Annotated in this window: 17 protein-coding genes; 3 read left to right on the forward strand and 14 right to left on the reverse strand. The window is 63.8% G+C overall.

The genetic code is table 11. The features are described from left to right. Positions 1–31: 31 nt before the first annotated feature. The 9 genes from PSH87_RS18095 to PSH87_RS18135 all read right to left on the reverse strand — a co-directional run bounded on the left by PSH87_RS18095 (position 32) and on the right by PSH87_RS18135 (position 12,354). Complete coding sequence (locus tag PSH87_RS18095; protein WP_305430527.1) at positions 32–1,252, reverse strand: dipeptidase; 1,221 nt, start codon at positions 1,250–1,252, stop codon at positions 32–34. Between the two features lie 3 nt (positions 1,253–1,255). Continuing rightward, positions 1,256–3,550 carry a TonB-dependent receptor gene (locus PSH87_RS18100; RefSeq protein WP_305430528.1) on the reverse strand — a complete coding sequence of 765 codons (2,295 nt, stop codon included), beginning with the start codon at positions 3,548–3,550 and terminating at the stop codon, positions 1,256–1,258. Positions 3,551–3,666: 116 nt separating this feature from the next. Beyond that, complete coding sequence (locus PSH87_RS18105) at positions 3,667–4,101, reverse strand: RidA family protein (RefSeq protein ID WP_017737035.1); 435 nt, start codon at positions 4,099–4,101, stop codon at positions 3,667–3,669. An 11-nt stretch (positions 4,102–4,112) separates the two neighbouring features. Further along, positions 4,113–5,696 (reverse strand): FAD-dependent oxidoreductase, encoded by a 1,584-nt coding sequence (locus PSH87_RS18110; protein WP_305430529.1) that lies wholly within the window; start codon positions 5,694–5,696, stop codon positions 4,113–4,115. A 12-nt stretch (positions 5,697–5,708) separates the two neighbouring features. Next, the gene (locus tag PSH87_RS18115; protein ID WP_207042577.1) at positions 5,709–6,632 is read right to left on the reverse strand and encodes an ABC transporter substrate-binding protein; all 924 of its coding nucleotides are present in this window, start codon (positions 6,630–6,632) and stop codon (positions 5,709–5,711) included. An 18-nt stretch (positions 6,633–6,650) separates the two neighbouring features. Further along, positions 6,651–7,424, reverse strand: coding sequence for an amino acid ABC transporter ATP-binding protein (locus PSH87_RS18120; protein ID WP_017737032.1), 774 nt, complete (start codon positions 7,422–7,424; stop codon positions 6,651–6,653). After that, positions 7,417–8,382, reverse strand: coding sequence for an amino acid ABC transporter permease (locus tag PSH87_RS18125; RefSeq protein ID WP_305430531.1), 966 nt, complete (start codon positions 8,380–8,382; stop codon positions 7,417–7,419). The genes PSH87_RS18120 and PSH87_RS18125 overlap by 8 nt, the downstream gene beginning before the upstream one ends. Positions 8,383–8,407: 25 nt before the next feature. Then, the gene (locus PSH87_RS18130; protein ID WP_305430533.1) at positions 8,408–10,801 is read right to left on the reverse strand and encodes a TonB-dependent siderophore receptor; all 2,394 of its coding nucleotides are present in this window, start codon (positions 10,799–10,801) and stop codon (positions 8,408–8,410) included. Between the two features lie 512 nt (positions 10,802–11,313). Beyond that, entirely contained in the window at positions 11,314–12,354 is a 1,041-nt protein-coding gene (locus tag PSH87_RS18135; RefSeq protein WP_305430535.1) for a LacI family DNA-binding transcriptional regulator, read from the reverse strand. Positions 12,355–12,560: 206 nt separating this feature from the next. Here PSH87_RS18135 and PSH87_RS18140 point away from each other — a divergent pair, with 206 nt between their 5' ends. The 3 genes from PSH87_RS18140 to PSH87_RS18150 are packed head-to-tail and all read left to right on the forward strand — an operon-like array spanning position 12,561 to position 16,994. After that, positions 12,561–14,741 (forward strand): TonB-dependent receptor, encoded by a 2,181-nt coding sequence (locus tag PSH87_RS18140; protein ID WP_305430536.1) that lies wholly within the window; start codon positions 12,561–12,563, stop codon positions 14,739–14,741. A 1-nt stretch (position 14,742) separates the two neighbouring features. After that, positions 14,743–16,074, forward strand: a complete 1,332-nt coding sequence (locus tag PSH87_RS18145) for an LLM class flavin-dependent oxidoreductase (RefSeq protein WP_305430537.1) — start codon at positions 14,743–14,745, stop codon at positions 16,072–16,074. Continuing rightward, a complete protein-coding gene (locus tag PSH87_RS18150) occupies positions 16,071–16,994 on the forward strand; it encodes a sulfonate ABC transporter substrate-binding protein (protein WP_305430539.1) in 924 nt (307 codons plus the stop codon). Before PSH87_RS18145 ends, PSH87_RS18150 begins: the two co-directional genes overlap by 4 nt. A 110-nt stretch (positions 16,995–17,104) precedes the next feature. On the opposite strand, the gene fecE is transcribed toward PSH87_RS18150, so the two are convergent. The 5 genes from fecE to PSH87_RS18175 form a co-directional block, all read right to left on the reverse strand. Next, positions 17,105–17,896 (reverse strand): Fe(3+) dicitrate ABC transporter ATP-binding protein FecE, encoded by a 792-nt coding sequence (gene fecE, locus PSH87_RS18155; protein WP_305430540.1) that lies wholly within the window; start codon positions 17,894–17,896, stop codon positions 17,105–17,107. Positions 17,897–17,900: 4 nt separating this feature from the next. After that, a complete protein-coding gene (locus PSH87_RS18160; RefSeq protein ID WP_305430541.1) occupies positions 17,901–18,869 on the reverse strand; it encodes an iron chelate uptake ABC transporter family permease subunit in 969 nt (322 codons plus the stop codon). Beyond that, positions 18,866–19,855, reverse strand: a complete 990-nt coding sequence (fecC, locus tag PSH87_RS18165; protein ID WP_305430543.1) for an iron-dicitrate ABC transporter permease FecC — start codon at positions 19,853–19,855, stop codon at positions 18,866–18,868. Before fecC ends, PSH87_RS18160 begins: the two co-directional genes overlap by 4 nt. Before the next feature lie 2 nt (positions 19,856–19,857). Next, positions 19,858–20,772, reverse strand: coding sequence for a Fe(3+) dicitrate ABC transporter substrate-binding protein FecB (locus PSH87_RS18170; protein ID WP_370695326.1), 915 nt, complete (start codon positions 20,770–20,772; stop codon positions 19,858–19,860). Between the two features lie 265 nt (positions 20,773–21,037). Beyond that, a complete protein-coding gene (locus PSH87_RS18175) occupies positions 21,038–23,422 on the reverse strand; it encodes a TonB-dependent receptor (protein ID WP_305430546.1) in 2,385 nt (794 codons plus the stop codon). Positions 23,423–23,458 lie beyond the last annotated feature (36 nt).

The raw sequence follows: 23,458 nt of genomic DNA on the forward strand, positions 1-23,458 counted from the left end.
ACACTGATCACTTAAAGCTAAAAACATTCTTTTATTGCATAGATAAGGCAACCTGCGCCTTGGCTTGTGCTGCCTGCACCACACGCAGCAAGTTTTCGCCCCAGATATTGGCCAGATCCTTTTCGCTGTACCCCGCATCCAGCAAACGCTGGGTGATCTTCGGCAACTGGCTGACGTCCTCCAGCCCGACCACCCCGCCGCCGCCGTCCCAATCGGCACCAATGCCCACATGCTCTGGGCCGACCACCTCGAGGATGTGCAACAAGTGCTTCATAAACACATCAAGGTCAGGCTTGGCTTGCGGAAAGCGCTGGTTGACCGCTGCGATATCCGCATGCAACGCCTTGACCTGCTCCGGGCTCAGCCCCGCCAGGTTGCGGTACTGCGCATACAACGGCGCCAGGGCTTTTTGCCGTTCGGGATTGGGCTTGAGCGGCACCAGGTAATCGCCGTAGCTGTTGACCTGCACCACGCCCCCCTTGGCCGCCAGTTGCCGCAGCCGCGCATCGTCGAGATTGCGCGGGTGGTTGTTGACCGCCTTGCTGCTGCTGTGGGACGCAATGATCGGCGCAGTGGACGCCGCCAGTACCTGGTCGAATACCGCGTCGGAAGCGTGGGACACATCCAGCAGAATCCCCAGCCGGTTGGCCTCCGTCACCAGTTCACGGCCCTTGGGGCTGAGGCCGTGCCACTTGGGCAATGCGGTCGCCGAATCAGCGATTTCATTGGTGCTGAAATGCACCAGCCCGAGCATGCGCAAGCCCTGGCGATAGTAGGTCAACAGGCGTTGCGGGTCGGCACTGAGGGGGTCGGCGTTTTCCATGCTGATAAACACCACGCGCTTGCCCGCTCCCGCGATCCTTCGTGCATCGGACGCGGTCAGTGCCAGTTCGAAAGTCTGCGGCGAACGCTCTGCCAGGTCACGAATGCGCGCCAACATCGCCAGCCCGTAGTTGCTGGCACTGGCGCGGCCTTCATCGGTGTCAGGCACCGGCGCGGTGTAGATCACCCAGAAGCCGCCATCGAGACCGCCGTCTTGCATGCGCGGCACATCCACCTGGCTGCCATCCTCGGCATAGGTGTGGCGGGCGAGGATGTCCCAGCCGGGGCGGGACAATTGCATCGGTGTGTCCAGATGACTGTCGAGCACCAGCAAACGCTGATGCAACGCCAGCGTGTTGGGGCTGACTTCGTCGGCGGCATGGACAGTCATGGCGGCCATGCCCAGCGCCAGCAGGTATCGGCTGTTCATCGATCAAAACTCCGCGCTGAGGGTGGTCTGGAAGGTGCGCGGCGAACCGGGCCGGTAGTAGGCCGGCCCGCTGGCGCTGGTGAGGATGTAGCCGAGGTAGTCCTTGTCGAAGAGGTTGTCGATGTTGAAGCGCAGCTTGACGCTCTTGAGCGGCCCGTAATGCAGGCGCTCGCCGCCAAGGTCGAGGTAGGCGTTGTAGAGCGTGTAGCCCGGCACCGATTCGGTGTTGGTGAAGTTGCTGTAGCGCGAGCCGATATGCCGCCCGGAAACATTCAGCACCGCCCACGGCGCCAGCTCGTAGGTGATGCCCGCCTGCGCCAGCCAGCGCGGGCTGTCGGGGATGTTGTTGTCCTTGAGGGACAGCCCGGCGGCATCGTCCTTGAACTGCGCGATGTTGTAGGTGAGGTTGCCGTTGAGCACCAGTTTGTCCGCCAGCACCGGCGGCTTCCATTGCCCGCTCAACTCGGTGCCGTAGGCCAGCGCGCGACCGACGTTCTGATAATAGGTTTCAGCGGTGCTGCTGCCGGCCACCGGCGAGGCGAAGGCTTGCAGGCGGTTGTCGAACTCGGTGCGGTACAGCGCCCAGGCCGCGTTGAACGTCGCACGATTGAGGCGGTAGCCCACCTCGTAGTTCTTCGAAGTCTCCGCCGCCGGGGCCGGCGCATTGGGGCTGGCCGCGCGGAACACATCGTCGGCGCCCCGAGGCAGCGCCATGTTCTCCGAGTAGGAGGCAAACAGCTGAGAGTTGGCCGTCAGGTCATACACCAGCCCGGCCTGGGGCAGGAAGTTGTCGGTCCATGAGGTGCTCAGGCGCGGCTGGCGGTTGGCGATGTAGTCGCCAGCATTGCGATAGCCTTCGATGCGGTAGTCCAGGTCCAGGCGCTTGAAGCCGTATTGCAGGCGCAGGCGGTCGTCGAGCAGGGTCCAGGTGTCTTTGATGTTCAGTTGCAGGGAGTCGCGGGTCGAGGTGAAGTCGCCCTGCTTGTGCACCGGTTCATTGAACAGCGGGCTGCCATCGGGGCTGCCGTCGCTCAGGTTGTAGCGCGCTTGCAAGCGGTTGAACACATCCTTTTCGGCCCACACCCCCGCTTCGATGGCATGCTGGCCGACGTGCCAGGTCAGGCTGCTGCGCCCGCCGTAACGGTGGCCGCTGAGGGATGACAGCCCGTATTGCACACCCCGCGGATCGACCAGGCCGGGCACGTTGGCCTCGGCGTTATGCAGCGCCAGCGAGGTGCTGTAGGCCTCGGGGGACACGCCGAAACCCTTCTTGGCTTCGTAGTAGACGCTGGTGCTGCTTTCCAACGCATCGTTGAGCAGAAAGTTGCCGGTGAGGCTGTACAAGGTGTCGCGCCGCTGGTTGATCGCCTGCTTGTACGACTGGTTGTAATTGGGATTGCTGTAGGGCACGCCAGCCACGGTTTCGGCTTGCGGCGGCACTTCCTTGAGGTACGCGAAATCACGCCCGGAGCGACCGAACGGATCATTGGCGGTGCCGTGGTATTGGGCCTGGGTCACATAGGGCGAGTCGTAGTCATAAAAGTCGTTGTGCACCGCGCGAAACAGCAGCTCATGGCCCTCGCCGAACTGATAGCGCACTTTGCCCTCCAAGTGCTCACGGTCGATGGTGCCGGGGCCGCGCCACAGGTCGCCGTCGATCTTCGAGCGGCTGAAATACGCCGACAGCCCCGCATGCTCGCCGGTTTGCAGCTTGACGAAACTGCGTCGCAGGCTGTCGCTGCCCAGGGTGTATGACGTGCTGACCCCGGCGTCCTTGGCCGGATGGGTGGAGATGTAATCCACGTACGGCCCCAGCGAGGTATACCCCGGCTGCGACACGTCCCCGGCGCCGGTGGACGCGGTGACGCGTTCGGTGTTTTCGTTATCGACGTAGCGGTAGATCGGGCTGCCACCAAACTGGTCGCTGCGTCCCAGGGGTACACCGTCGATGGAGAAGCCGATCTGTTGCAGGTTGAACGCGCGCACGAACACCGAGTTGCCGAATTCGTAGAGGCCCAGGGCATCGTTGGACTGCACGTTGAAGCCGGGCAAGGCTTCGAGCATCTTCAAGCCTGAGGTACCGGCGGGCGCCGACTGCAAGGCTTGATGGGAAATGGTCAGGGTGTTGCTGATCTGGTCAGTGCCAATCGCCAGGTTGGCCTCGGTGACACGCGCGCCGACCACTTCGACCTTGTCCAGCTGCGCTTCTTGCGCCAGTACGCCCTCAACCGTCAGGCCCATCAACAGGAGCCCGCTCAACCATCTCTTGTTCGCCAGTGACTCACGCTGATTGCTCATTGCTGCTCCTTGTCGGTTTCTGTCGGGTGCACGAACCCGCTCCAGGGCGTTCGGCGCGTGGGCGCCGAAGCCTGGAATCCTGTCTAGGGGGGAAAAGTGTCAGTGAAACGCGGGAGTCACGCCGTTCTGGCAGCGATGGCCTCGACTTCCACCAGCGCACCCGGCAGCGGCAGCGCCACCACTTGCAACGCAGTACGCGCAGGTTTGTTCGGCTGCTCTGGCGTGCCGAAGAACTGCGTGTAGCCGGCCTGCAAGCCGGCGAAATCGAGCTTGCCGCCAGTCTCTTCGGCGCCCACCAGGAACACCCGCAGTTGCACGATATCGCCGAGGTCGAGGTCGTGTTGCTGGAGGATCTGGCGGATCTTGTTGAACACCGACACCGTCTGCACTTCGGTGTTGCCATAGGCCGCTGGCGTGCCCGCCGGGGCGTTGGCGTCGTGCAGGTCGGGCAAGGTGCCGCTGACAAAGATCAGGCTGGCGGAGGCCGGCACGGTGACGGTTTGCGAGATCGGGAAGTTGCCGACGCTGGTGCGTTGAATGCTGTCGCTCATGATGATGCTCCTTAGGACGCGGCCACTGCCGCAATCTGACGTTGTTGAGTGACCCGTTCGGCCAGTTGCGCGACCACATGGCGCGCCGAGTTGGCCGCCGATTCCTGCCAGATGCCCACGCCGCTCTGCACCAGGCCGTCACCGGCGAAGTACACGCGGCCAAAACCGGCTTCGAGCAAGGCGCTGGCATCGGCCGGGAAGTGTTCGCGTTGCAGCCACGGGCCTTCGCTGTAGGGGATCTGTTCCCAGGACACCGCCAGCGGGTGGCGCAGGTGTTTGGCATAACCGGGATGCAGCAGCTCCACGGCTTCTTTCGAGGTGGCGTACTGCTGGTCCAACGGTTGCGCGCCAAAGCGATCGGCGCCCTCGCCCGTCACGTAACCGGCCACCAGTAAACCGTCGCGGGTGTTGAGGCCGTTGCTCGGGTACCACAACAGGCGCGCCGGGTGTTCGATCCACGACAGGCCGCCGTAGGTGCGGTAGTCGGTCTCCCAGAAGCGCGGCGACTGCCACGCCACTTTCGTTGCCTGGTCGCTGCGGGTGCTGCGCAAGGCGGCCTTGATCGGGTCGCTGAAGTCAGTATCGAGCTTGGCCAACAGTGGCAGCGGCAGGGTCGAGACCAGGTAGTCGGCGCGCACCACCTGTTCGCGGCCGCTGTATTTGTCGTGATACGTCACCGCGACGCCGTCTTCCAACTGGCGGACCTGCCGCACCTGAGCACCCAGTTGCACCTGGTCGCGGACCCGGGCGTAGAAGGCATCGGTGATGCGGTCCATGCCGCCCACCGGCTGGAACATGGTCGCCGAGAATTCCGGGAATTCGGTGTGCAGCAGCGCGCCCCACAGCTCCGGGTGCAGCAGTTGATCCAGCGCCAGCGGGCTGCGCGCAGCCGGCAAAGCGCCGGGATGGGCCGGCGATTCCAGGTGCCCCGAACGGATCGTGCCTTCGAACGCCAGCTCTTGCGAGAGGTCGCCATACACCTGCAAAAACGCCAGCAAGCGCGTGCGTTCTTCGCGGCTCAATACATCATCGAGGGCATCGCGCTGCACGGCCTTGGCCAGCAGGCCGGACACGTGTCCGCGCGCGTCGTTGATCGCCTGGCCGACGCTGAACGCCGGCTTCTCGATATCCGGGCGCACCTGGGCGCCGTGGCTGCTGTTGACCAGCACCTCCAGCGGTACCCCGAGTTCACTGCAATAGTCGAGGATCGTGCGGTGCTGGCTGGGGATGCGCGCCGGACCTGCGTTGAAGTAATGCCCCTGATCAAAAGCGGCGGTTTGCGTGCGGCCATCCTTGTAGTCCACGCGGTCGCCATGGCGGATCGTCCAGGTGCGCCCGCCCACCCGCTCGCGGGCCTCCAGCACTTGCACGTCGAAGCCGGCGCGGGTCAGCTCCAAGGCCGTGACCAACCCGGCAATCCCGGCGCCCAGCACCAGCACGCGGGTGCCCTGCCCCAGGCCGTCCTTGAGTTTCAGCGGTTGCGGGCGGCGGTGCGACGAAGGCCCCAGGCCCAATACCGCCAGGGCATCCTTGAGCGCTTTTTCGCCGCCTACCGCGGCGATGCTCGACAGCGCTTCACGTCGTGTCAGTCCCATGTTCGCTACTCCTTAATCCGGCAGGCCCGGTGGGTTGATCAGCGACTTGTCGACACGCTCCACGTCCAGGCCCCAGCGTTGCAGGACCTGCTCGTATTGGCCGCCGGCAATCGCGCTTTCGAGCGCGGTGTGGATCGGCTTGACCAGGCCGTTGTCCTTGCGCGTGGTCACGGCGATGTCGGCCTGTAACGGCCAGCCGCCGTTGACGGTGCCGACACGCTTGATGCCGCCGGTGATCGCGGCGGAATAGGCGTACACCGAGTTCGGCCCGAACAACGCATCGCTGCGCCCGGACTGCACCGCCAGTTGTGCGGCGGCCTGATCGTCGAAGTACTGCAACAGCGCGGGCTTGATCCCGGCCTTTTCATTCGCCTCGTTCCACGCCAGCAGGACCTTTTCCTGGTTGGTGCCGGAACCGACGATGATCTTCAGCCCGGCGATATCCGGGGCCTGTTTGATCTCGTTGATCTTGCTGGTGCTCTTCACATAAAAGCCGAGCACGTCCTGGCGATACGTCGCGAAATCAAAGCGTTTCTTGCGCGCTTCGGTCACGGTGACGTTGCTGATCACCGCGTCGTATTTGCCCGAGCTGACGCCCAGCGGCCAGTCTTCCCAGCTGGTCTGCACCACGTTGAGTTGCAGGCCCAGGCTGTCAGCGACCAGTTGCGCGGTGTCGGCTTCGCTGCCGATGGTGGTCTTGTCGTCATTGGCCAGCAGCGCCAGGGGTGGCCCGGCCACGCCGGACACGGCCACGGTGAACTTGCCCGGCTGGGCGAACTTGAAGCCCGGCGGGATCTGCGCGATGGCGGCTTCGTTGCGCGGTACATGGATGCGCACGCGGTCGGGGCTGAGGTCCACCTGTTGCACGGCGAACGCACTTTGCGCAGCACTGACGGCCAGCGCCAGCAGGGCCACACGGGCAGTAGAGATAAACATGGGCAGTCACTCCTTGAACTAAAGCACCTTGCCGAGAAAGGCCACGGTGCGGGGATGTCGGGGTTGGCGGAAAATCTGTTCAGGCGGGCCTTCTTCGATGAGCTGGCCGTCGCAGAGGAACACCACGTGGTCGGCGACTTCGCGGGCAAAACCGATTTCGTGGGTGACGATCACCAGGGTCACGCCCAGTTGGGTCAGGCCCTTGATCACATCGAGCACTTCGCCCACCAGCTCCGGGTCGAGGGCCGAGGTGGGTTCATCGAACAGCAGCACTTTCGGGTCCAGGGCCAGGGCGCGGGCGATGGCCACGCGTTGTTGCTGGCCACCGGACAGTTGGCGTGGATAGGCGTCGGCCTTGTCTGCAAGGCCCACCTTGGCCAGCAATTCGGACGCCTTGGCCTGCGCTTCGGCCTTGCTCCAGCGCTTGTGGGCCAGGGGCGCCTCGGCGATGTTTTCCCAGGCGGTGAGGTGCGGGAACAGGTTGAAGTTCTGGAACACGAAGCCGACGTCGATCCGGCGCTTGAGGATTTCCCGTTCTTTCAGTTCATAGAGCAGGTCGCCCTTGCGTCGATAGCCGACGTATTCACCGTCGATGGTGATGTGGCCGCTGTCGATCTTTTCCAGGTGGTTGATGGTGCGCAGCAAGGTGGATTTGCCCGAGCCCGACGGCCCGAGAATCACCGTGACCTTGCCCGGGTCAATGGTCAGGTGGATGTCTTGCAACACCTGCTGATTGCCAAAGCGCTTGCCCACGCCCTGGATTTGAATGCGACCGGCGCGGGCTTCACTCATGGGACTTCTCCTTGAGCCAACGGCGGATGCGCTGCAACGGCGTCGGCGGCAGCACCCGCGCGGTGCCACGGGCAAAGTAGCGTTCGACGTAGTACTGCGCGCTGGTCAGCACGGTGGTGATGATCAGGTACCACACGGTCGCCACGATCAGCAGCGGGATTACCGCCTGGGTGCGGTTGTAGATGACCTGCACGGTGTAGAACAGCTCGGGCAAGGCCAGCACGTAGACGATGGAAGTGCCTTTGACCAGGCCGATGATTTCGTTGAAACCCGACGGCAGAATCGAGCGCAGCGCCTGGGGCAGGATGATCCGAAACACCCGACGCGAAGCCGGCAAACCCAGCGCCGCCGCTGCTTCGTGCTGGCCGGCATCCACGCCGATCAGGCCGCCGCGAATGATCTCTGCCGCGTACGCCGCCTGCATCAGGCTCAAGCCCAGCACGGCCACGGTGAACTGGCTGAGCACGTCCACGGTGGACCACTCGGCGAACACCACGCTGGTGAACGGCACGCCGAGCACGATGTGGTCATACAGGTAAGCGAAGTTGTACAGAATGATCAGCACCAGCAGCGCCGGCATCGAGCGGAAAAACCAGATGTAGCCCCAGGCCAACGCCGCCAGCAGCGGCGAGCCCGACAGCCGTGCCAACGCCAGCGCCGTGCCGAGGATCATGCTGAACACCGTGCTCAGCAGGGTCAGCAACAGCGTCTGGCCGAGGCCGCGCAGCACCGACGGCGAGAAGAACCACTGGCCGAACACGCCCCACTCCCAGCGCGGGTTGGTGGCCAGGGAATGCACGATGCCCAGCAGCAGCAGGGCGGCAAAGATCGACCCGGCCCAGCGCCAGGGGTGCCGTGCGGGGACGACTTGCAAGGTCTTGATCGGGGTGGAGACACGGGCCTGGCGAACCTGGCGCGCCTGTTCAATCAGGTCATAGGGTTTGGCGACGATGGGCATGTTCTCTTCCTCGCGGGTGGTGGCCTTAGAAGGCGTAAGTCAACCGGGTGTAGTAGTAACCGCCGGTAAAACCGAAGGGCGAATAGGTGCCGTAGCTGCTGACCATGGTGCTGCTCGGTACGCCTTGTTTTTTTGGGTAGACGTCGAACAGATTCTTGGCGCCGATGGCGACGTTGAGGTCTTTGGTGAGGTTGTAGCCAAGGTCCAGGTCGGTGATCCATTTGGCTGCGTAGACCCGGTCGAGGCTGCGGTCGGCAGAGACATTGACCTCCTTGTAGGAGCCGTAGCGGGTCAGGGCCAGGTTGAGGTTGAAGCGGTCGATGCTCCAGTCACCGCCGAGGATCAGCTTGGTGCTTGGCTGCACGCCGGTAATCAGGTTGCGCGCCTGGCGGTCCATCAGGTCATAGGACGTGCCGAGGATCGTCGTGGATGCCTTGTAGTTGAGGATCCTGGTCTGGTTCCAGTTGAACGCAGCGGTCCACTTCAGCGCGCCGTATTCACCGAGGTCCTGGCTGTAGTTGCTGACCAGGTCGAGGCCCTTGGTGCGGGTGTCGGCGCCGTTGATAAAGTACTGGCCGCCGGACGTCGACGTGATGCCATTGCCTTGCAGCACCTGGGTGATTTCCGGGCCGAGCAAGGTGCCGGTGAGGGTGATGCGGTCGCGCAGGTTGATCACGTAGGCGTCGGCGGTGAAGCTCAGGCGGTCGGTGGGCGTGAGGGTGAAACCGAGGCTGAAGTTGGTCGAGCGCTCGGGTTTCAATTCCTGGGCACCGAGGGCCTGAGCGGCGCCCGAACCCACCGGCAGCACGCCGTAGTTGATCGACTGGTACACGCCGTCCACCACGCCATAGGTGGTGGAACGCGCACTGAACAGGCTGTTGGCCAGGGACGGCGCGCGGAAGCCGTTGCTCACCGTGGCACGCACGGCGAATTGCGGGGTGAAGTCATAACGGGTGGTCAGCTTGCCGCTGCGCGTGGCGCCGACGCCTTGGTTGTAGTGCTCGTAACGGAATGCGGTGCCCACGTACCAGTCCGGTACCGGGTTGAAGCCCACATCCACGTAACTGGCCAGGCTGTTGCGCGAGGCGGTGGCTTCTTCGTCCGGCGAAATGCCGTTGGTGACCTGCGCCCCGCTTGAGGCGCAATTGCCCGGCGCCTTGCAGTAGCCGCCGTTGGCGTAGGACTCATAATCACCGGCCTGCACCTCATAGGTGTCGCGCCGGTGTTCGAAGCCGTAGCTCAGGTCCAGCGGTTTTTGCAGGCCGATATCAAAGCCGCGCTTGAAGTCGAGGTTGGTGGTCAGCTCGGTGGAAATCCACGTGCCCGAGGTGAAGTGGTTCGGCGTGGCTTCGCCCAGGGACGGGTTCTGGTTGTGGGTGGTGCCCTGCTCCGCGTCGTTGCGCCCGTAGGTGGTGGACAAATCCCAGTCCCACTCGCCGACGGTGCCTTTGCCACCAAAGGCGGCCTGGAAGTCGTCTTCGTCGATAAACCAGGTCGGCGTGTAGCCGCCGGGGTAGCCGTTGGGGCCGGTGGTGATGGTGTTGGTGATGGTCGGCAGGCGGAAGTTCTGGCCCTGCTCGGCCTTGCGCCGCGAATAGGTGGTGAAGGAATACAGGCTGAAAGTGTCGTCCACCGGCAGCTCGGCGTTGTAGCCCAGGGTCAGCAGGTTGGTCTTCGGTGTGCCGTAGCCGCCGTACGTCGAACGCCCGGCCTGCTCGTAGGCCTGGGCGTAGGTGTAGCCGTTGGCGCTGGCCTTGTTGTCATCGTTCTGGCTGCGCGCGTCGAGCGCCAGTTGCACGATGCCGCCGTTGCCGATTTCGAAGCCCTTGTTGAGGCTTTGCTGCACGGTCTGTTTCTTGCCGTCGTAGCCAAGGCCGGCGTTGGTCACCGAGGTGCCGCTGGTGTCGGCCTTGAGGATCACGTTGATCACCCCGGCGATGGCGTCGGAACCGTATTGGGCGGCGGCACCGTCGCGCAGGACTTCCACGTGGTCGATGGCGCTGATGGGGATCAGGTCCAGGTCGGCCGGAGCGGCGCCGGTGTTGATCCCGTTGATATTCAGGGTGGCGCTGGTGTGGCGGCGCTTGCCGTTGACCAGCACCAGCACTTCGGCGGCGCTCAGGCCCCGCAGGTTGGGGGCACGGGCGATGCCGCTGGCGTCCCAACCGGTCTTTTCCGGCAGGGTCAGCGACGGGATCACCGCGCTCAGGGCTTCCATCAGACCGGGCTTGCCGGTGCTCTGCAATTGCTTGGCGCTGACCACATCGATCGGCACCGGGCTGCTGGTGACGGTGCGCTGCTCGGCGCCTCGGTTGCCGGTGACGACGACGGTCGAGAGGGTGCTGTCGTCCTGGGCCTGGGCGCTGTTGGCCAATATGGCCAGGGCCAGAACGGCGGTGGGTGTTAACGCTTGCTTCATAGCCATGCCTGCTTATTCAAATCGCGAAGTCGGGCAATCACGCGGTCGTGCGCGGTGCTCGTTTTTGGGGGATGTGGCGGCGATTTGCGGCTAAGGCGCGTGCGGGGGTTGAATCGGCAACATACGTTGAGTTCCCTTCCAACGATTCTGCTGCGGGCATGATTACCCGGTTATGGGAGCAGAATCTGAATCACGATGGGTACCATCCATGGTCAGGGGTAGGCTGTTGCGATCAAACATAACGGAATGGGTTTTGAAAATATAATGCTGTTTTGGTCTAAGCTAATATTCTTGGATTTCATTATTTTCTTATGATTTTATTCATATAAATAATGTCTTTTTGAGTACCCTCAAGCTTAAGAGCCAGAACAGGCGACTGTCTGGCTGATGTATGGAGATCCAAATGTGGGAGCGGGCTTGCCCGCGATTGCGGTCTGCCTGTGACGAATACCTCGCCTGACACTCCGTAATCGCGGGCAAGCCCGCTCCCACATTTTGCACGCGTTGATCCCTCAGGCACTTTCCCGCGCAATCAGGCGGCACTCCAGCAAATTCAAGCGCTGTACCTCTTCTTCCACCGGCAATACCCCCAGACTTTCCAATACCCGCGTGGCCGCCAACACACCGATTTTCAACGCCGGTGGCTTGATGGTGCTGAGGCTCGGCAGCAGCATGTGCGCGAAGGGATAATCGCCGAAACCAAGCACCGCGCAGCCTTGCGGAATGTTCAAACCGGCGCGTTGCCCCGCCAGCAAGCCGCCGGCGGCGAGGTTGTCATTGGCGAAGAAGATCGCGTCGGGTGGCGTGGGGTGGCTCATCAGTGCGTCCATCGCCTGCTTGCCGGCTTCGAACGGTGCACAACCTGCATCCGGCGCGAAGGTCCAGGGTTGTGCGCCCAGCTCGCTCAAGGTCGCCGCGAACCCGTCACCGCGCTCCATTGCACTGAAATCCCCCGCCGCACTGTTCTGCACAAAGGCGATGCGCCGATAACCCTGGCCATGCAGGTAACGCGCAGCCGTGACGCCCACTTCGTAATGGGAAAAGCCGATCTGCAAAGGCTCGCGTTCGGGCACGTAGTCCCAGGTTTCCACCACGGGGATATCGGCGTCGGCGATCATCTTTTCCGTGGCCGCGCTGTGGAAGCGGCTGGTCAGCACCAACGCCGCCGGCGACCAGCCGAGAAAGGCGCGCACCGCACTTTCTTCCTGTTCGGCACTGAAGTAACTCGATGCCAACAACAGCTGGTACCCGTGCTGGCTGAGGGTGTCGCTGAAGCCCTGGATGGTGTCGGCAAAGATCGGCCCGGAGATGTTCGGGATCACCATTGCCACGATCCGCCCGCGCGCCGAGGCCAAGCCGCCGGCCACCAGGTTGGGCACGTAGCCCAGCTCGGCGACGACCTGGGCAATGCGCTCGCGACGCTCAGGCGAGACCTGCTCCGGCTGGTTGAAGTAACGCGACACGGTAATCGCCGACACCCCGGCCTGGCGCGCCACGGTGTTGAGGGTGACGCGCCCGGCGCCACGGCGTTTGCGCGGTTTGTCTTCGCTCACGGAAAAATCCTGTTAGAAACAAAAAGGCATATAGGACTAATTTTTCAGTATTTGACGTTCTAAACCAGGCCCACCAATAATGCCGATGTTAGCGCTAACAAAGCACGTTGTCTGCTACTCGCTCAAGCGAATGCCAAAGACACATTCACAGGCGTTGCCGTCGCAGAACAGCAACGGTTCAGGGCATTTTTTCGAGCGGGCACAGCATGCATAACTTCCAACGCAGTACGTTATTGATCCTGGCCGGGTTGACTGCCCTGCCCGCCTTTGCGGCGGATGAGCAGGAGCCGACGCTCAAATCCGTGACCGTCACCGCCACCCGCCGTGAAGAGTCCCTGCAAAAAGTCCCGGTGGCGGTCTCGGTGCTCGACGGCGAGCAGCTGGAACGCGACAACCGCAACGGCGTGGCGAGCATCGCGCAACAGGTGCCGTCGCTGAACTTCCGCACCGGCGCCTCCAACAAGGACACCTCGCTGTTCGTGCGCGGCGTCGGTACCATCTCCACCTCCCCCGGCGTGGAGCCGACGGTGGCCACGGTGATCGACGGCGTGGTCTACGCCCGCCCCGGCCAGGCCACCCTCGACCTGCTCGACCTGGAACGCATCGAAGTGCTGCGCGGCCCACAAGGCACGCTGTTCGGCAAGAACGCTTCGGCCGGCGTGCTCAATATCACCAGCAAGGCGCCGACCGCCGAGACCCACGGCTATATCGACCAGTCCTACTACAGCGGCAACGAAAGCCGCACCCGCTTCGGCATCGGCGGCAGCCTTATCCCCGACGTGCTCAAGGGCTCGGTCAGCACCTTGTTCGGCAGCTACGACGGCAACGTCGATAACCAGCACAACGGCCAGGAGGTCAACGGCTACAACCACAAGGGCATTCGCGGCAAGTTGGAATTCACCCCCAATGAAGACGTGAAGCTGACCCTGATCGCCGACTACATGCAGTCCCACGACGACGCGCCCAACGGCGTAGTGAGCAAGTCCCTGACCCCGGCGTTCACCAACGCCCTGAGCCCGGTGCGTGCCTCCAGCGACAACCGCGACATCAACACCGACACCCGCAGCCATGTGGAAGACACCAACAAAGGCCTGTCGGCCCAGCTGGACTGGAACCTCGGCGACTACACCCTGACCTCGATCACCGCCTGGCGCGGCTGGGACAACACCCAGTACCAGGATGGCGACCGCCTGGGCAACGTAACCGCCGCATTCCCCGGCACCGCCGACAAGGGCCAGTTGGAGTTCAACCAGTACTCCCAGGAACTGCGCCTGGCCTCGCCCAAAGGTGAGTTCCTGGAGTACGTCGGCGGCCTGTTCTACATGCACGGCAAGGACGAAGAAACCTACCAGCGCACCCTCACGACCACCACGCGCACCGACCGTGGCATCGCCGACTACAGCACCACCAACGACAGCTACGCGGTGTTCGGCGAGAGCACGCTGAACTTCACTTCGCGCTTTCGCGGCATCGCCGGCTTGCGCTACACCCACGATGACCTGAAATACGATCACCGCCGCGTCTCCACCTCGGCCACCACGGTCAGCGGGATCCAACCGGCCACGTCCAGTTCCGGCTCGGTGGACGAAGACGGCTGGTCCGGCCGCCTCGGTGTGCAGTACGACATCAGCGACAACGTCACCAGCTACCTGACCTACTCGCGCGGCTACAAAGGCCCGGCCTACAACGTGTTCTTCAACATGCAGCCGCGCGACACCGATGCGCTCAAGCCGGAAACCTCCAACACCTGGGAAGCCGGGATCAAGGCCACCGCCTGGAACAACCGCCTGACCACCAACCTCGCGGTGTTCCATAGCGATTACGACAACTATCAGGCCAACTTTTTCGACACCGTCGCAGGGCAAGTGGTGACCCGCTTGATCAACGCCGGCAGCGTCAGCAGCGAAGGCGTCGAGCTGGATTACGCCTTGCAGGCCACCCAGCAACTCAAGCTGTCCGGTGCCCTGGCCTACACCCGCGCACGCATCGACGCATTCGCCTGCCCCGCCGGCGCAGCAGCCACGTGCAACGTAAATGGCAAGCCGCTGCCGTACAGCCCTGACTGGAAAAGCTACGTACGCGCCGACTACAGCATCCCCCTGGATAACGGCCTGGATATCGAACTGGGCACCGACTACAGCTGGCAGAGCGAAGTGCAGTACGACATCAGCCAGAACCTCGACACCAAGCAAGGCGCCTACGGCATCTGGAACGCCAGCGTGGCCCTGGCCGACTACAACAACGGCTGGCGCGTAGCGCTGCTGGCGAAGAACCTCGCCGACAAGTCCTATTCGCCGATGCTGGCCAGCGGCGGCAACTACATCTACCGCGCCGTGCCCCGTGACGATGAACGTTACTTCGGCGTGCAACTGCGCAAGGATTTCTGATATGAGCCGTCAACTGAAACTCGGCGCCTTCCTCATGGCCACCGGGCACCACGTCGCCGCCTGGCGCCATCCCGATGTACCGGCGAATGCCGGGCTGGATTTCGCCCAGTACAAGCACCTGGCGCGGGTCGCCGAAGCGGCCAGGTTCGATGCGCTGTTCGTGGCGGACAGCGTGGCGGCGGCCACCGGCGAGATCGCCAGCCATATGGCGCGGTCGGATCACTTCGAGCCGCTGACCTTGCTCGCGGCGTTGAGTGCGGTGACGGAACACATCGGCTTGATCGCCACGGCGACCACCACCTACAACGAGCCCTACCATGTGGCGCGCAAGTTCGCCTCGCTGGATCACTTGTCCGGCGGGCGCGCAGGCTGGAACCTGGTGACCTCGGACGCCGCCGCCGAGGCGCAGAATTTCGGCCGTGATGAGCACCTCGGCCACGGCGAGCGCTACAGCCGCGCCCGCGAGTTTCATCAGGTGGTGACCGGCTTGTGGGACAGCTGGGAAGACGACGCCTTTGTGCGCGACAAGGCCAGCGGCAATTACTACGACCCGGCGAAGGTGCATGTGCTCGACCATGTGGGCGAACACTTTCGCGTCAAGGGCCCGCTGAACGTCGCACGCTCGCCCCAGGGTCAGCCGGTGATCGTGCAGGCGGGCTCGTCCGAAGCCGGTCGCGATCTCGCGGCGCAAACTGCCGAAGTGGTGTTTACCGCACAGACGTCGCTGGCGAATGCCCAGGGGTTTTATGCCGACCTCAAGGGCCGTCTTGCGCAGTACGGACGCGAGGCGGATGCGCTGAAAATCATGCCCGGCGTGTTTGTGGTGGTCGGCCAGACCGAGGCCGAGGCGCAGGCGAAGTTCGAGGCGTTCCAGGATCTGGTCGAGCCCGAAGTCGGCGTCGCGCTGCTGGGGCGCATGCTCGGTAACTTCGACCTGTCCGGCTACCCGCTGGACGGGCCGTTGCCAGAGTTGCCACTGACTGACAGCGGCCAGCGCAGCCGCCAGCAATTGCTCAGCGATTTGGCGTTGCGCGAGAACCTGACGCTGGCCCAGTTGGGGCGAAAAATTGCCGGGGGCCGCGGGCATTACAGCCTGATCGGCACACCGGAGCAGATCGCCGACGAACTGCAACGCTGGTTCGAAAACGGCGCGGCCGATGGCTTCAATATCCTGGTACCGCACCTGCCCGGTGGGCTGGAGGATTTCGCCCAGTGGGTGGTGCCCGAACTGCAACGGCGTGGCCTGTTCCGCAGCGAATACAGCGGCGCCACCTTGCGTGACAACCTCGGTTTGGCGCGCCCCGAAAACCGCTTTAAAAAGGACCGCCCATGAAGATTCGCGCACTGGTATTGGCCCTGCTGGCCGTGACCCAAACCGCCCTCGCCGCCGACCCTGCGACCCTGCGCATCGGCTACCAGAAAGGCTCCATTGCCTTGGTATTGGCCAAGGAACATGGCCTGCTGGAAAAGCGCTTCCCGCAGACTGACGTGAAGTGGATCGAATTCCCCGCCGGCCCGCAGATGCTTGAAGCGTTGAACGTCGGCGCCCTGGACGTGGGCTCCACCGGTGACATCCCGCCGCTCTTTGCTCAGGCCGCAGGTGCGGACCTGGTCTACATCGGCGCCGAACCGCCCAAGCCCAGCGCCGAAACCATCCTCGTGCGCAACGACAGCCCGCTGCACTCAGTGGCGGACCTCAAGGGCAAGAAAGTCGCGTTCCAGAAAGGCTCCAGCTCCCACAACGTGATCCTGCGCGCGCTGAACAAGGCCGGGCTGAGCTACAAGGACATTCAGCCGGTGTACCTGCCACCGGCCGACGCGCGGGCGGCGTTTGAGCGCGGCAGCGTGGATGCCTGGGCGATCTGGGAACCCTATTCGTCGTTGGCCCTGAGCCAGAGCCCGAGCCATGTGCTGGCCAACGGTGAAGGGTTGGGCTTGTCGGGGCCGGTGTACACGGCGCGGCGCGAATACGCCAAGGCCAACGGTGCCTTTGTCCACGACCTGCTCGGTGAACTCAGCAGCGCCGAAGCGCTGACCCGCAGCCAACGGGAAGACAGCTTGAAGGTGCTGACTGGATTTATGGGCCTGCCTGCCGAGGTGATTGCGCGGTACATGGACAATCGCCCGCCTTCGCCGATCCTGCCGATTGACGAGAAGATCATCCAGGCGCAACAGGCGACGGCGGATCTGTTCTACCAGAACCACCTGCTGCCCAAAGCCATCGACGTGAAACAAGCCCTAGAGAACAACTGAAATCAAATGTGGGAGCTGGCTTGCCTGCGATAGCGGTGGGTCAGCTTGCTCATTTGGCACTGATACACAGCTATCGCAGGCAAGCCAGCTCCCACATTTTTTGAACCGAGTCAGGCTTGAGGGCGGGTGCTTTTTTCGATCAGGCACATCGGGGTACCGGCCACCGGTTCCTGCATGATCTGCACCTGCACATCAAACACCTGGCGCATCAATTCAATACTGATCACATCTCCCGGAGCGCCATCGGCCACCAACCTGCCGCCATGCATCACCGCCAAATGGTCGGCATACCGACACGCCTGGTTGATATCGTGCAGCACCGTAATCACCGTCTTGCCTTCCGCCGCCAATTCCCCCATCAGATCCAACAGCTCAACCTGATGACTGATATCGAGGTAAGTGGTCGGCTCATCCAGCAACACCACCGGCGCGTTCTGCGCCAACACCATCGCCAGCCACGCGCGCTGGCGCTGGCCGCCGGACAAATCCGCCAAGGCGCGATCCGCCAGCACGTCCAGCTCCAGGCGTTGCATGGCTTGGGTCACGTGGGACTGATCGTTGCCACTCAAACGCCCCCACAACGAGTTATGCGGGCTGCGGCCATAAGCAACCAACTGGCGCACGCTGACCCCTTCCGGCACCGGCAAGACTTGCGGCAAAAACGCGATCTGTCGCGCCAGTTGTCGGGCGGACAAGCTGGCATAGGCCTGGCCATCCAGGGTCAGCTCGCCCTGGGTCGGTTTGAGAATGCGCGCAAACGCCTTGAGCAAGGTGGACTTGCCGCAGCCATTGGGGCCGATCAGCGCCGTGACCTTGCCCGCCGGCGGCGTGAACGACAGCCCTTGCACGATGCGCGTCGCGCCGTAACCGATATCGAGCTGGTGTGCCTGCAGAATACTCATGTGATCAGCCCTTGAACCGTGCCAGCAACCAAAGAAAATACGGCGCGCCAATCACCGCCGTGAGCACCCCGGCGGGGATTTCGCTGGGCGCGATCAAGGTGCGTCCCAGCGTGTCGGCCAGCACCAGCAACAGTGCACCGATCAGCATCGCCGCCGGCAGTAAACACTGGTGATGCCCGCCCACCAGCCTGCGCGCCATATGCGGTGCGACCAGGCCAATAAAACCAATCGGCCCGATCACGCCTACGCCCAGGCTGGTCAGCAGCACGGCGCAGGCCATCGCCAACCAGCGCGTGCGGTTCAGCGCAGTGCCCAGGCTGTGGGCGGCTTCGTCGCCAAGGGCGATCAGGTTCAGCGGCTTGGCCAAACACAGGCCCAGCGGGATCAACACGAGGAACGGCAACACCAGCACCACATGGTGCCAGTTGCGGCTCCACAGGCTGCCGGTGAGGGCGAGCAGCGCGGTGTTGATATCCAGCGGGTGGGACAGGATCAGGAACTCGGTGACGCTGGACAAGGTCACCGCAATCGCCACCCCGGACAGCGCAAAACGCACCCCGGAAAAACTCACGCCGGTGTTGTACAGCGCCAGCAGCAACGCGCCGCCCGCCCCGCCCAGGCACGCCACCAACGGCAGCCAGGCAATCGGCAACTGCGGCCAGCTGATGATCGCCACGGTCAGCGCCAGCCCGGCGCCCTGGGTCACGCCGAGGATTTCCGGCGAGGCCAGCGGGTTGCGGATCACGCCCTGCACAATCGCCCCGGCCAGGCCGAAGGCGGCACCGGCAAGGATCGCGATCAGGCTGCGCGGCAGGCGATGGTTCCACACTTCAAAGTCGAGGGCATCGTGGGCCAGCAGGCGCTCCAGCACGGTGGCGGGCTTGAGCCACAAGGTGCCCGCGCTGAGGCTGATAAACGTCGCCAGCAGCAACAGGCCGAGCAACAGCCACAGGCGCAAGGTCGGGCGGATCATAGGGCGCGCCTGGCAAGGAAGAGGAAAAACGGCGCGCCGATCAACGCGGTGACCACGCCCGCCGGGGTTTCCACCGGGAAGGCCACGGCACGGCTGAGCAGGTCGGCGCCCAGCACGATCACCGCGCCCAAGGCGGCACTCAGCGGGATCAGCCAGCGGTAATCATTGCCAAGGAACTGGCGCAGGATATTCGGCGCAATCAGCCCGACAAAACCAATCGGCCCCACCGCGCAGACGCTCGCCCCCACCAGCAACAGGCTGGCGACAAACACCTGCAAACGCAGGCTGGCGATGCCCACGCCCAACGAGCGCGCGGCGTCTTCGCCGAGGTTGATCAGGTTCAGCCGCGGTGCACACCACAGCGCCCACAGGCCGCCGATCAAGGTGCACGGCCAGAGCAACTGCACTTGCGCGGCGCCGACGTTGGCCAGCGAACCGGCCAGCCAGTTGAGCACGCTTTGCGCCTGGGCCTCGACCAGGATGACGGTGAGCCGGGTCAAGGCCGCGCACAACGCCGCGACGGCCACACCGGCCAATACCAGGCGACCCTGGGCGGTGGTCGGCGACCAGGCGCCGCCGAGGCTGAAGACCGTGACCCAGGCCAACGCGCCGCCCACGCACGTCATCAATAACGCACCACCGGCAAACGGCGGTGCGACCAAACCCGTCGAGAACAACGCCAAGCCCAACGCCGCGCCGGCCGTCACCCCAAACAAGGAAGGCGAGGCCAGGCGGTTGCGCGTGATGCCCTGCATCAACGCACCGGCCAGGCCCAGGCAGGCGCCGACCAACGCCGCACACACCGCACGCGGCACCCGCAGCTGGGCGACGATGTAGGCCATATTGCCGCCGACGCTGCCCTGATGGACCAGGCCATTCCACGCGTCCGTCGCCGTAATCGTGAACGGCGACCAGCTGTACAGCGAGCACCAGAACAACACGGCGCCCAGCAGCACGATGCCCGCCGCCGCGAAACTGCGCTGCACGCTTATTGACTCAATACGGCTTTGCCGCCTTTGAGAATCGCCAAGGCGTCTTCGGCGATCTGCTCCGACGCCAGCACGCCACGGTTGCGCGCCCAGCTGTCGCCGTCCACTTCGGCGACGTGCTGATTGCGCACAGCGCCAAGCACTTGCCACAGCGGCTGTTTGCTCCAGCTATCGACGATGCTCGGGCGCCGGTAATGACCCACCAGCAACCAACCGGGGTCGAGGGCCAGCAGTTGTTCCAGGCTGACAAATTCGGTGGGCGCCGCGTTGGCGCGTACCGATGGCACTTTCAAGCCGATGGCTTGCAGCACGCTGCCAGCGTAGGAGTCCGGGCCGTGCACGGAAAAGCTGTCTTCACGGGCGACGCCAAACAGCACGCTGGCGCCGGCGGGGATCTGTTGCGCGATGACCTTGAGGTTTTCGCGGTTCTTTTCGATACGCGCGTCCATCTCTGCGCTCTTGCCCAGCGCCTTGCCGATCAGCTCGGCGGATTTCAGGCTGCCCTGGTAGTCCTCACCGCGCGACGGCAACAGCAGCGTCGGCGCGATGCTCGACAGGTCGCTGTACAACGCCTGGTGGCGGTTGAGGTCGGCGACGATCAGGTCCGGCTTGAGCCGGGCGATTTCCTCGATGCTCGGCTGCGAGCGCAGGCCCACGGACTGCCACTGGCCGATGGCCTGGCGCACACGGGGCAACACGCGGTTGGCGTCGCCATCATCGGCGGCGCCCACGGGCGTCACTTCAACGGCGGCGAGGCTGTCGAGAAAGGAGAATTCCAGCACCACCACGCGCTTGGGCGCATCCGGCAGGTGCACGGCGTGTTGGCCGTCATTGAGGTCGATGGGGGCAGCGCTTAACACGCTTGAAGAAAACGCCAGGAGGCAGGCGGCCAGGGTGGGGATGGAGCGCAGCATTCGCATGAAGAAGACCTCGGCGTTGAAACACCCAGGCTAGACAGGCCTGGGAAAACGGCGGGTACTATTCCATATCGGGGCGGTGTGATCAAAAAACATTCTTATTAGCCCCGCAAATGTGGGAGTTGGCTTGTGTGGGAGCTGGCTTGCCTGCGATAGCATCACCTCAGTGCATCTGATACACCGAGGTGTCTGCATCGCAGGCAAGCCAGCTCCCACATGGGCCAGTTCCCACCCAAGCCCGCGCCCACCTGTTGATCCGTGTTTAGAAATCGACAGTGGCCGACAGCAGGTAGGTGCGTGGTGTTGCCAACGTCAGACCCGGCTCGCTGTCATCCGACGCACCGGCCGAACTCCAGTAGCGTTTATCCGCGACGTTTTCCACATTGGCACGCAAGGTCACGTGCTTGTCATCCACCTTGAAGGCATAGCGGGCGCCGACGTCGATACGGTTCCAGGCGTCGATTTCCTTGACGTTGGACTGGTCCAGGTACTGCGAGCTGGAATGGATGCCACGGCTGGTCAGGGTCAGGCCTTCCAGGCCGGGCACGTCCCATTCGGCACCCAGGTTGACGTTGTACTTGGGCGTGGCCGGGGCGCGGTTGCCGTCCCACGTGCCGTTGGTGGTGTCCTTGAGTTTGCTGTCGATGTACATCACGCCGCCGAGCAAACGCACACCCTTGAGCGGTTCGCCGAACACACTCAACTCGGCGCCGGCGTTCTCGCGTTTGCCGTTGGGCCCGAACAGCTTCGTGGTGGCGTTGGTTTCATAGGCCGGCTGCTTGATACGGAACACCGCCGCCGTCACGGCGAAGGCGCCGGCGTCGTACTTGGCGCCGACTTCAACCTGGCGGCTGATGAACGGCGGGAAGATTTCGTCGCTGTTGCTTGAGGTGGTCGGCGCGATCTTGCCCTGGCTCAGGCCTTCCATGTAGTTGGCGTACAGCGACAGCCGGTCGGTGGCCTTGAACAGCAGGCCGCCGGAGGGCGAGAGCTTTTCTTCGTCGTAGGCGGTCTTGCCTTTGACGCCGTTGCTCCAGTCATCCACCTTGACCCGCTGCCAGCGTGCGCCGAGGGTCAGCAGCAGGCGGTCGTCAAAGAAGCCGAGGGTATCGGACAGGGCCACGCCGCTGAATTTGTTTTCGGTGTAGACCTTGGCGTCCTGGCGCGTGGCAATGGATGGCGTTGGGGTTTGCACCGGGTTGTAAAGGTTGCTCGACGACTCGCCATACCGCGCGCCGCCGTTGGTGAAGTCCATGTAGAAATAGCTGGCCGCCAGGTTGACCTCGTGGCTCACCGGCCCGGTGTGGAACCAGTTGCGCACGCCCGCCGTGTAGGTGCGCACGTTTTCATCGCGGGTGAAGTCGCGGGGCTGCACTTTGAAGTCGCCGGCAGCGTTGGTGACGGAGACGGCGTGGCGCAGGAAGTCGTGGTTGCTTTTACGCGCGCCGACGCCGCCGTAGAGCATCACGTTGTCGCTGAGGTCGTACTCGCCATTGAAGGTGCCGAAGGTGTCATTGGTGCGCGCCTTGCTCCAGCCTTGCGCATAGTTGCGGCGCACGTCGCTGGCCTTTGGCACGGGTGCGGCGGCGGCCACCTGGACACGCTCCTGGGGCGCATCGGTGTCGCGTTCGGTGTGGCCGATGTCGGTGGAAAGGCGCAGGCGCTCGCCGCGAAAATCCAGGCCGAGCACGGCCATTTCGCGGTCGACGCTCTGGTGATCCCAGGCCGTATTGCCAGCCTGCTTCACACCGTTGAAGCGGATGCCGAACTGGTTGTCTTCGCCGAAGCGCCGACCCACATCCACCGCGCCGCCCGCCTGGCTTTCCGAGGCCCAGGTGCCGGTGAACGAGGTGATGTCCTTGTCGGTGGCGCGCTTGGGCACCACGTTGATCCCGCCGCCCACGCTGCCACGGGGCGAGATGCCGTTGATCAACTGCGTCGGGCCTTTGAAAATGTCGACGCGATCGGCCATTTCCATGTCGATGGTGTAGGTCGGCAGCACGCCGTAGAGGCCGTTATAGGACACATCACTGTTGAACAGGCTGAACCCGCGAATGGTGAACTGCTCGTAACGCCCACCGGCCGGGTTGGTGGCGCGGACCGAGGGGTCGCTGGCGATCAGTTCGCCGAGGGTGCGCGCCTGCTGGTTTTTCACCGCGTCGGCGGTGTAGGTGGTGATGCTGAACGGGGTTTCCATGAAGTCCCGCGTGCCCAGCATGCCCTGGGCGCCACGGCGGGCCACTTGGCCGCCGGCGTAGGTGTCGCCGTCGTACAGGCCGGTGGTGCCGAGGATCGAGGTTGGCGCCAGCTCGAGGGTGCTGCCATCCGGTGCAGGGATCAGCATGTAGGCGTGCTCGCCCATGGCTTGCAGTTGCAGGCCGGAGCCTTGCAACAACCGCGCGAAGCCCTCCTCCACACCATATTCACCGGCCAGGCCGCTGCTGCTGCGGCCGCTGACGAGCGCCGGGTCCACCGACAGGTTGACCCCCGCCAGCCCGGCAAAGCGGGTCAGCGCCGCACTCAGGCTGCCGGCGGGCACCTGGTAACTGCGGCGGGCGTCGTCGGCGTAGCTGACGGTGGCGAATAACGGGCTGGCGCTGAGGCTCAGCAGCAGGCTCAGTTTCAGCAAGGGGCGGACTACGGGCATTGGCGCAAGCTCTCGATAATGTGTGCTTACCTGAAA

The organism is Pseudomonas sp. FP453, from assembly GCF_030687495.1.
Taxonomy (GTDB): Bacteria; Pseudomonadota; Gammaproteobacteria; order Pseudomonadales; family Pseudomonadaceae; genus Aquipseudomonas.

Coding starts and splice junctions, on each gene's coding strand:
- PSH87_RS18095 (WP_305430527.1), bottom strand. CDS start 1,252: ATGAACAGCCGATACCTGCTGGCGCTGGGCATGGCCGCCATGACTGTC.
- PSH87_RS18100 (WP_305430528.1), bottom strand. CDS start 3,550: ATGAGCAATCAGCGTGAGTCACTGGCGAACAAGAGATGGTTGAGCGGG.
- PSH87_RS18105 (WP_017737035.1), bottom strand. CDS start 4,101: ATGAGCGACAGCATTCAACGCACCAGCGTCGGCAACTTCCCGATCTCG.
- PSH87_RS18110 (WP_305430529.1), bottom strand. CDS start 5,696: ATGGGACTGACACGACGTGAAGCGCTGTCGAGCATCGCCGCGGTAGGC.
- PSH87_RS18115 (WP_207042577.1), bottom strand. CDS start 6,632: ATGTTTATCTCTACTGCCCGTGTGGCCCTGCTGGCGCTGGCCGTCAGT.
- PSH87_RS18120 (WP_017737032.1), bottom strand. CDS start 7,424: ATGAGTGAAGCCCGCGCCGGTCGCATTCAAATCCAGGGCGTGGGCAAG.
- PSH87_RS18125 (WP_305430531.1), bottom strand. CDS start 8,382: ATGCCCATCGTCGCCAAACCCTATGACCTGATTGAACAGGCGCGCCAG.
- PSH87_RS18130 (WP_305430533.1), bottom strand. CDS start 10,801: ATGAAGCAAGCGTTAACACCCACCGCCGTTCTGGCCCTGGCCATATTG.
- PSH87_RS18140 (WP_305430536.1), top strand. CDS start 12,561: ATGCATAACTTCCAACGCAGTACGTTATTGATCCTGGCCGGGTTGACT.
- PSH87_RS18145 (WP_305430537.1), top strand. CDS start 14,743: ATGAGCCGTCAACTGAAACTCGGCGCCTTCCTCATGGCCACCGGGCAC.
- PSH87_RS18150 (WP_305430539.1), top strand. CDS start 16,071: ATGAAGATTCGCGCACTGGTATTGGCCCTGCTGGCCGTGACCCAAACC.
- fecE (WP_305430540.1), bottom strand. CDS start 17,896: ATGAGTATTCTGCAGGCACACCAGCTCGATATCGGTTACGGCGCGACG.
- PSH87_RS18160 (WP_305430541.1), bottom strand. CDS start 18,869: ATGATCCGCCCGACCTTGCGCCTGTGGCTGTTGCTCGGCCTGTTGCTG.
- PSH87_RS18170 (WP_370695326.1), bottom strand. CDS start 20,772: ATGCTGCGCTCCATCCCCACCCTGGCCGCCTGCCTCCTGGCGTTTTCT.
- PSH87_RS18175 (WP_305430546.1), bottom strand. CDS start 23,422: ATGCCCGTAGTCCGCCCCTTGCTGAAACTGAGCCTGCTGCTGAGCCTC.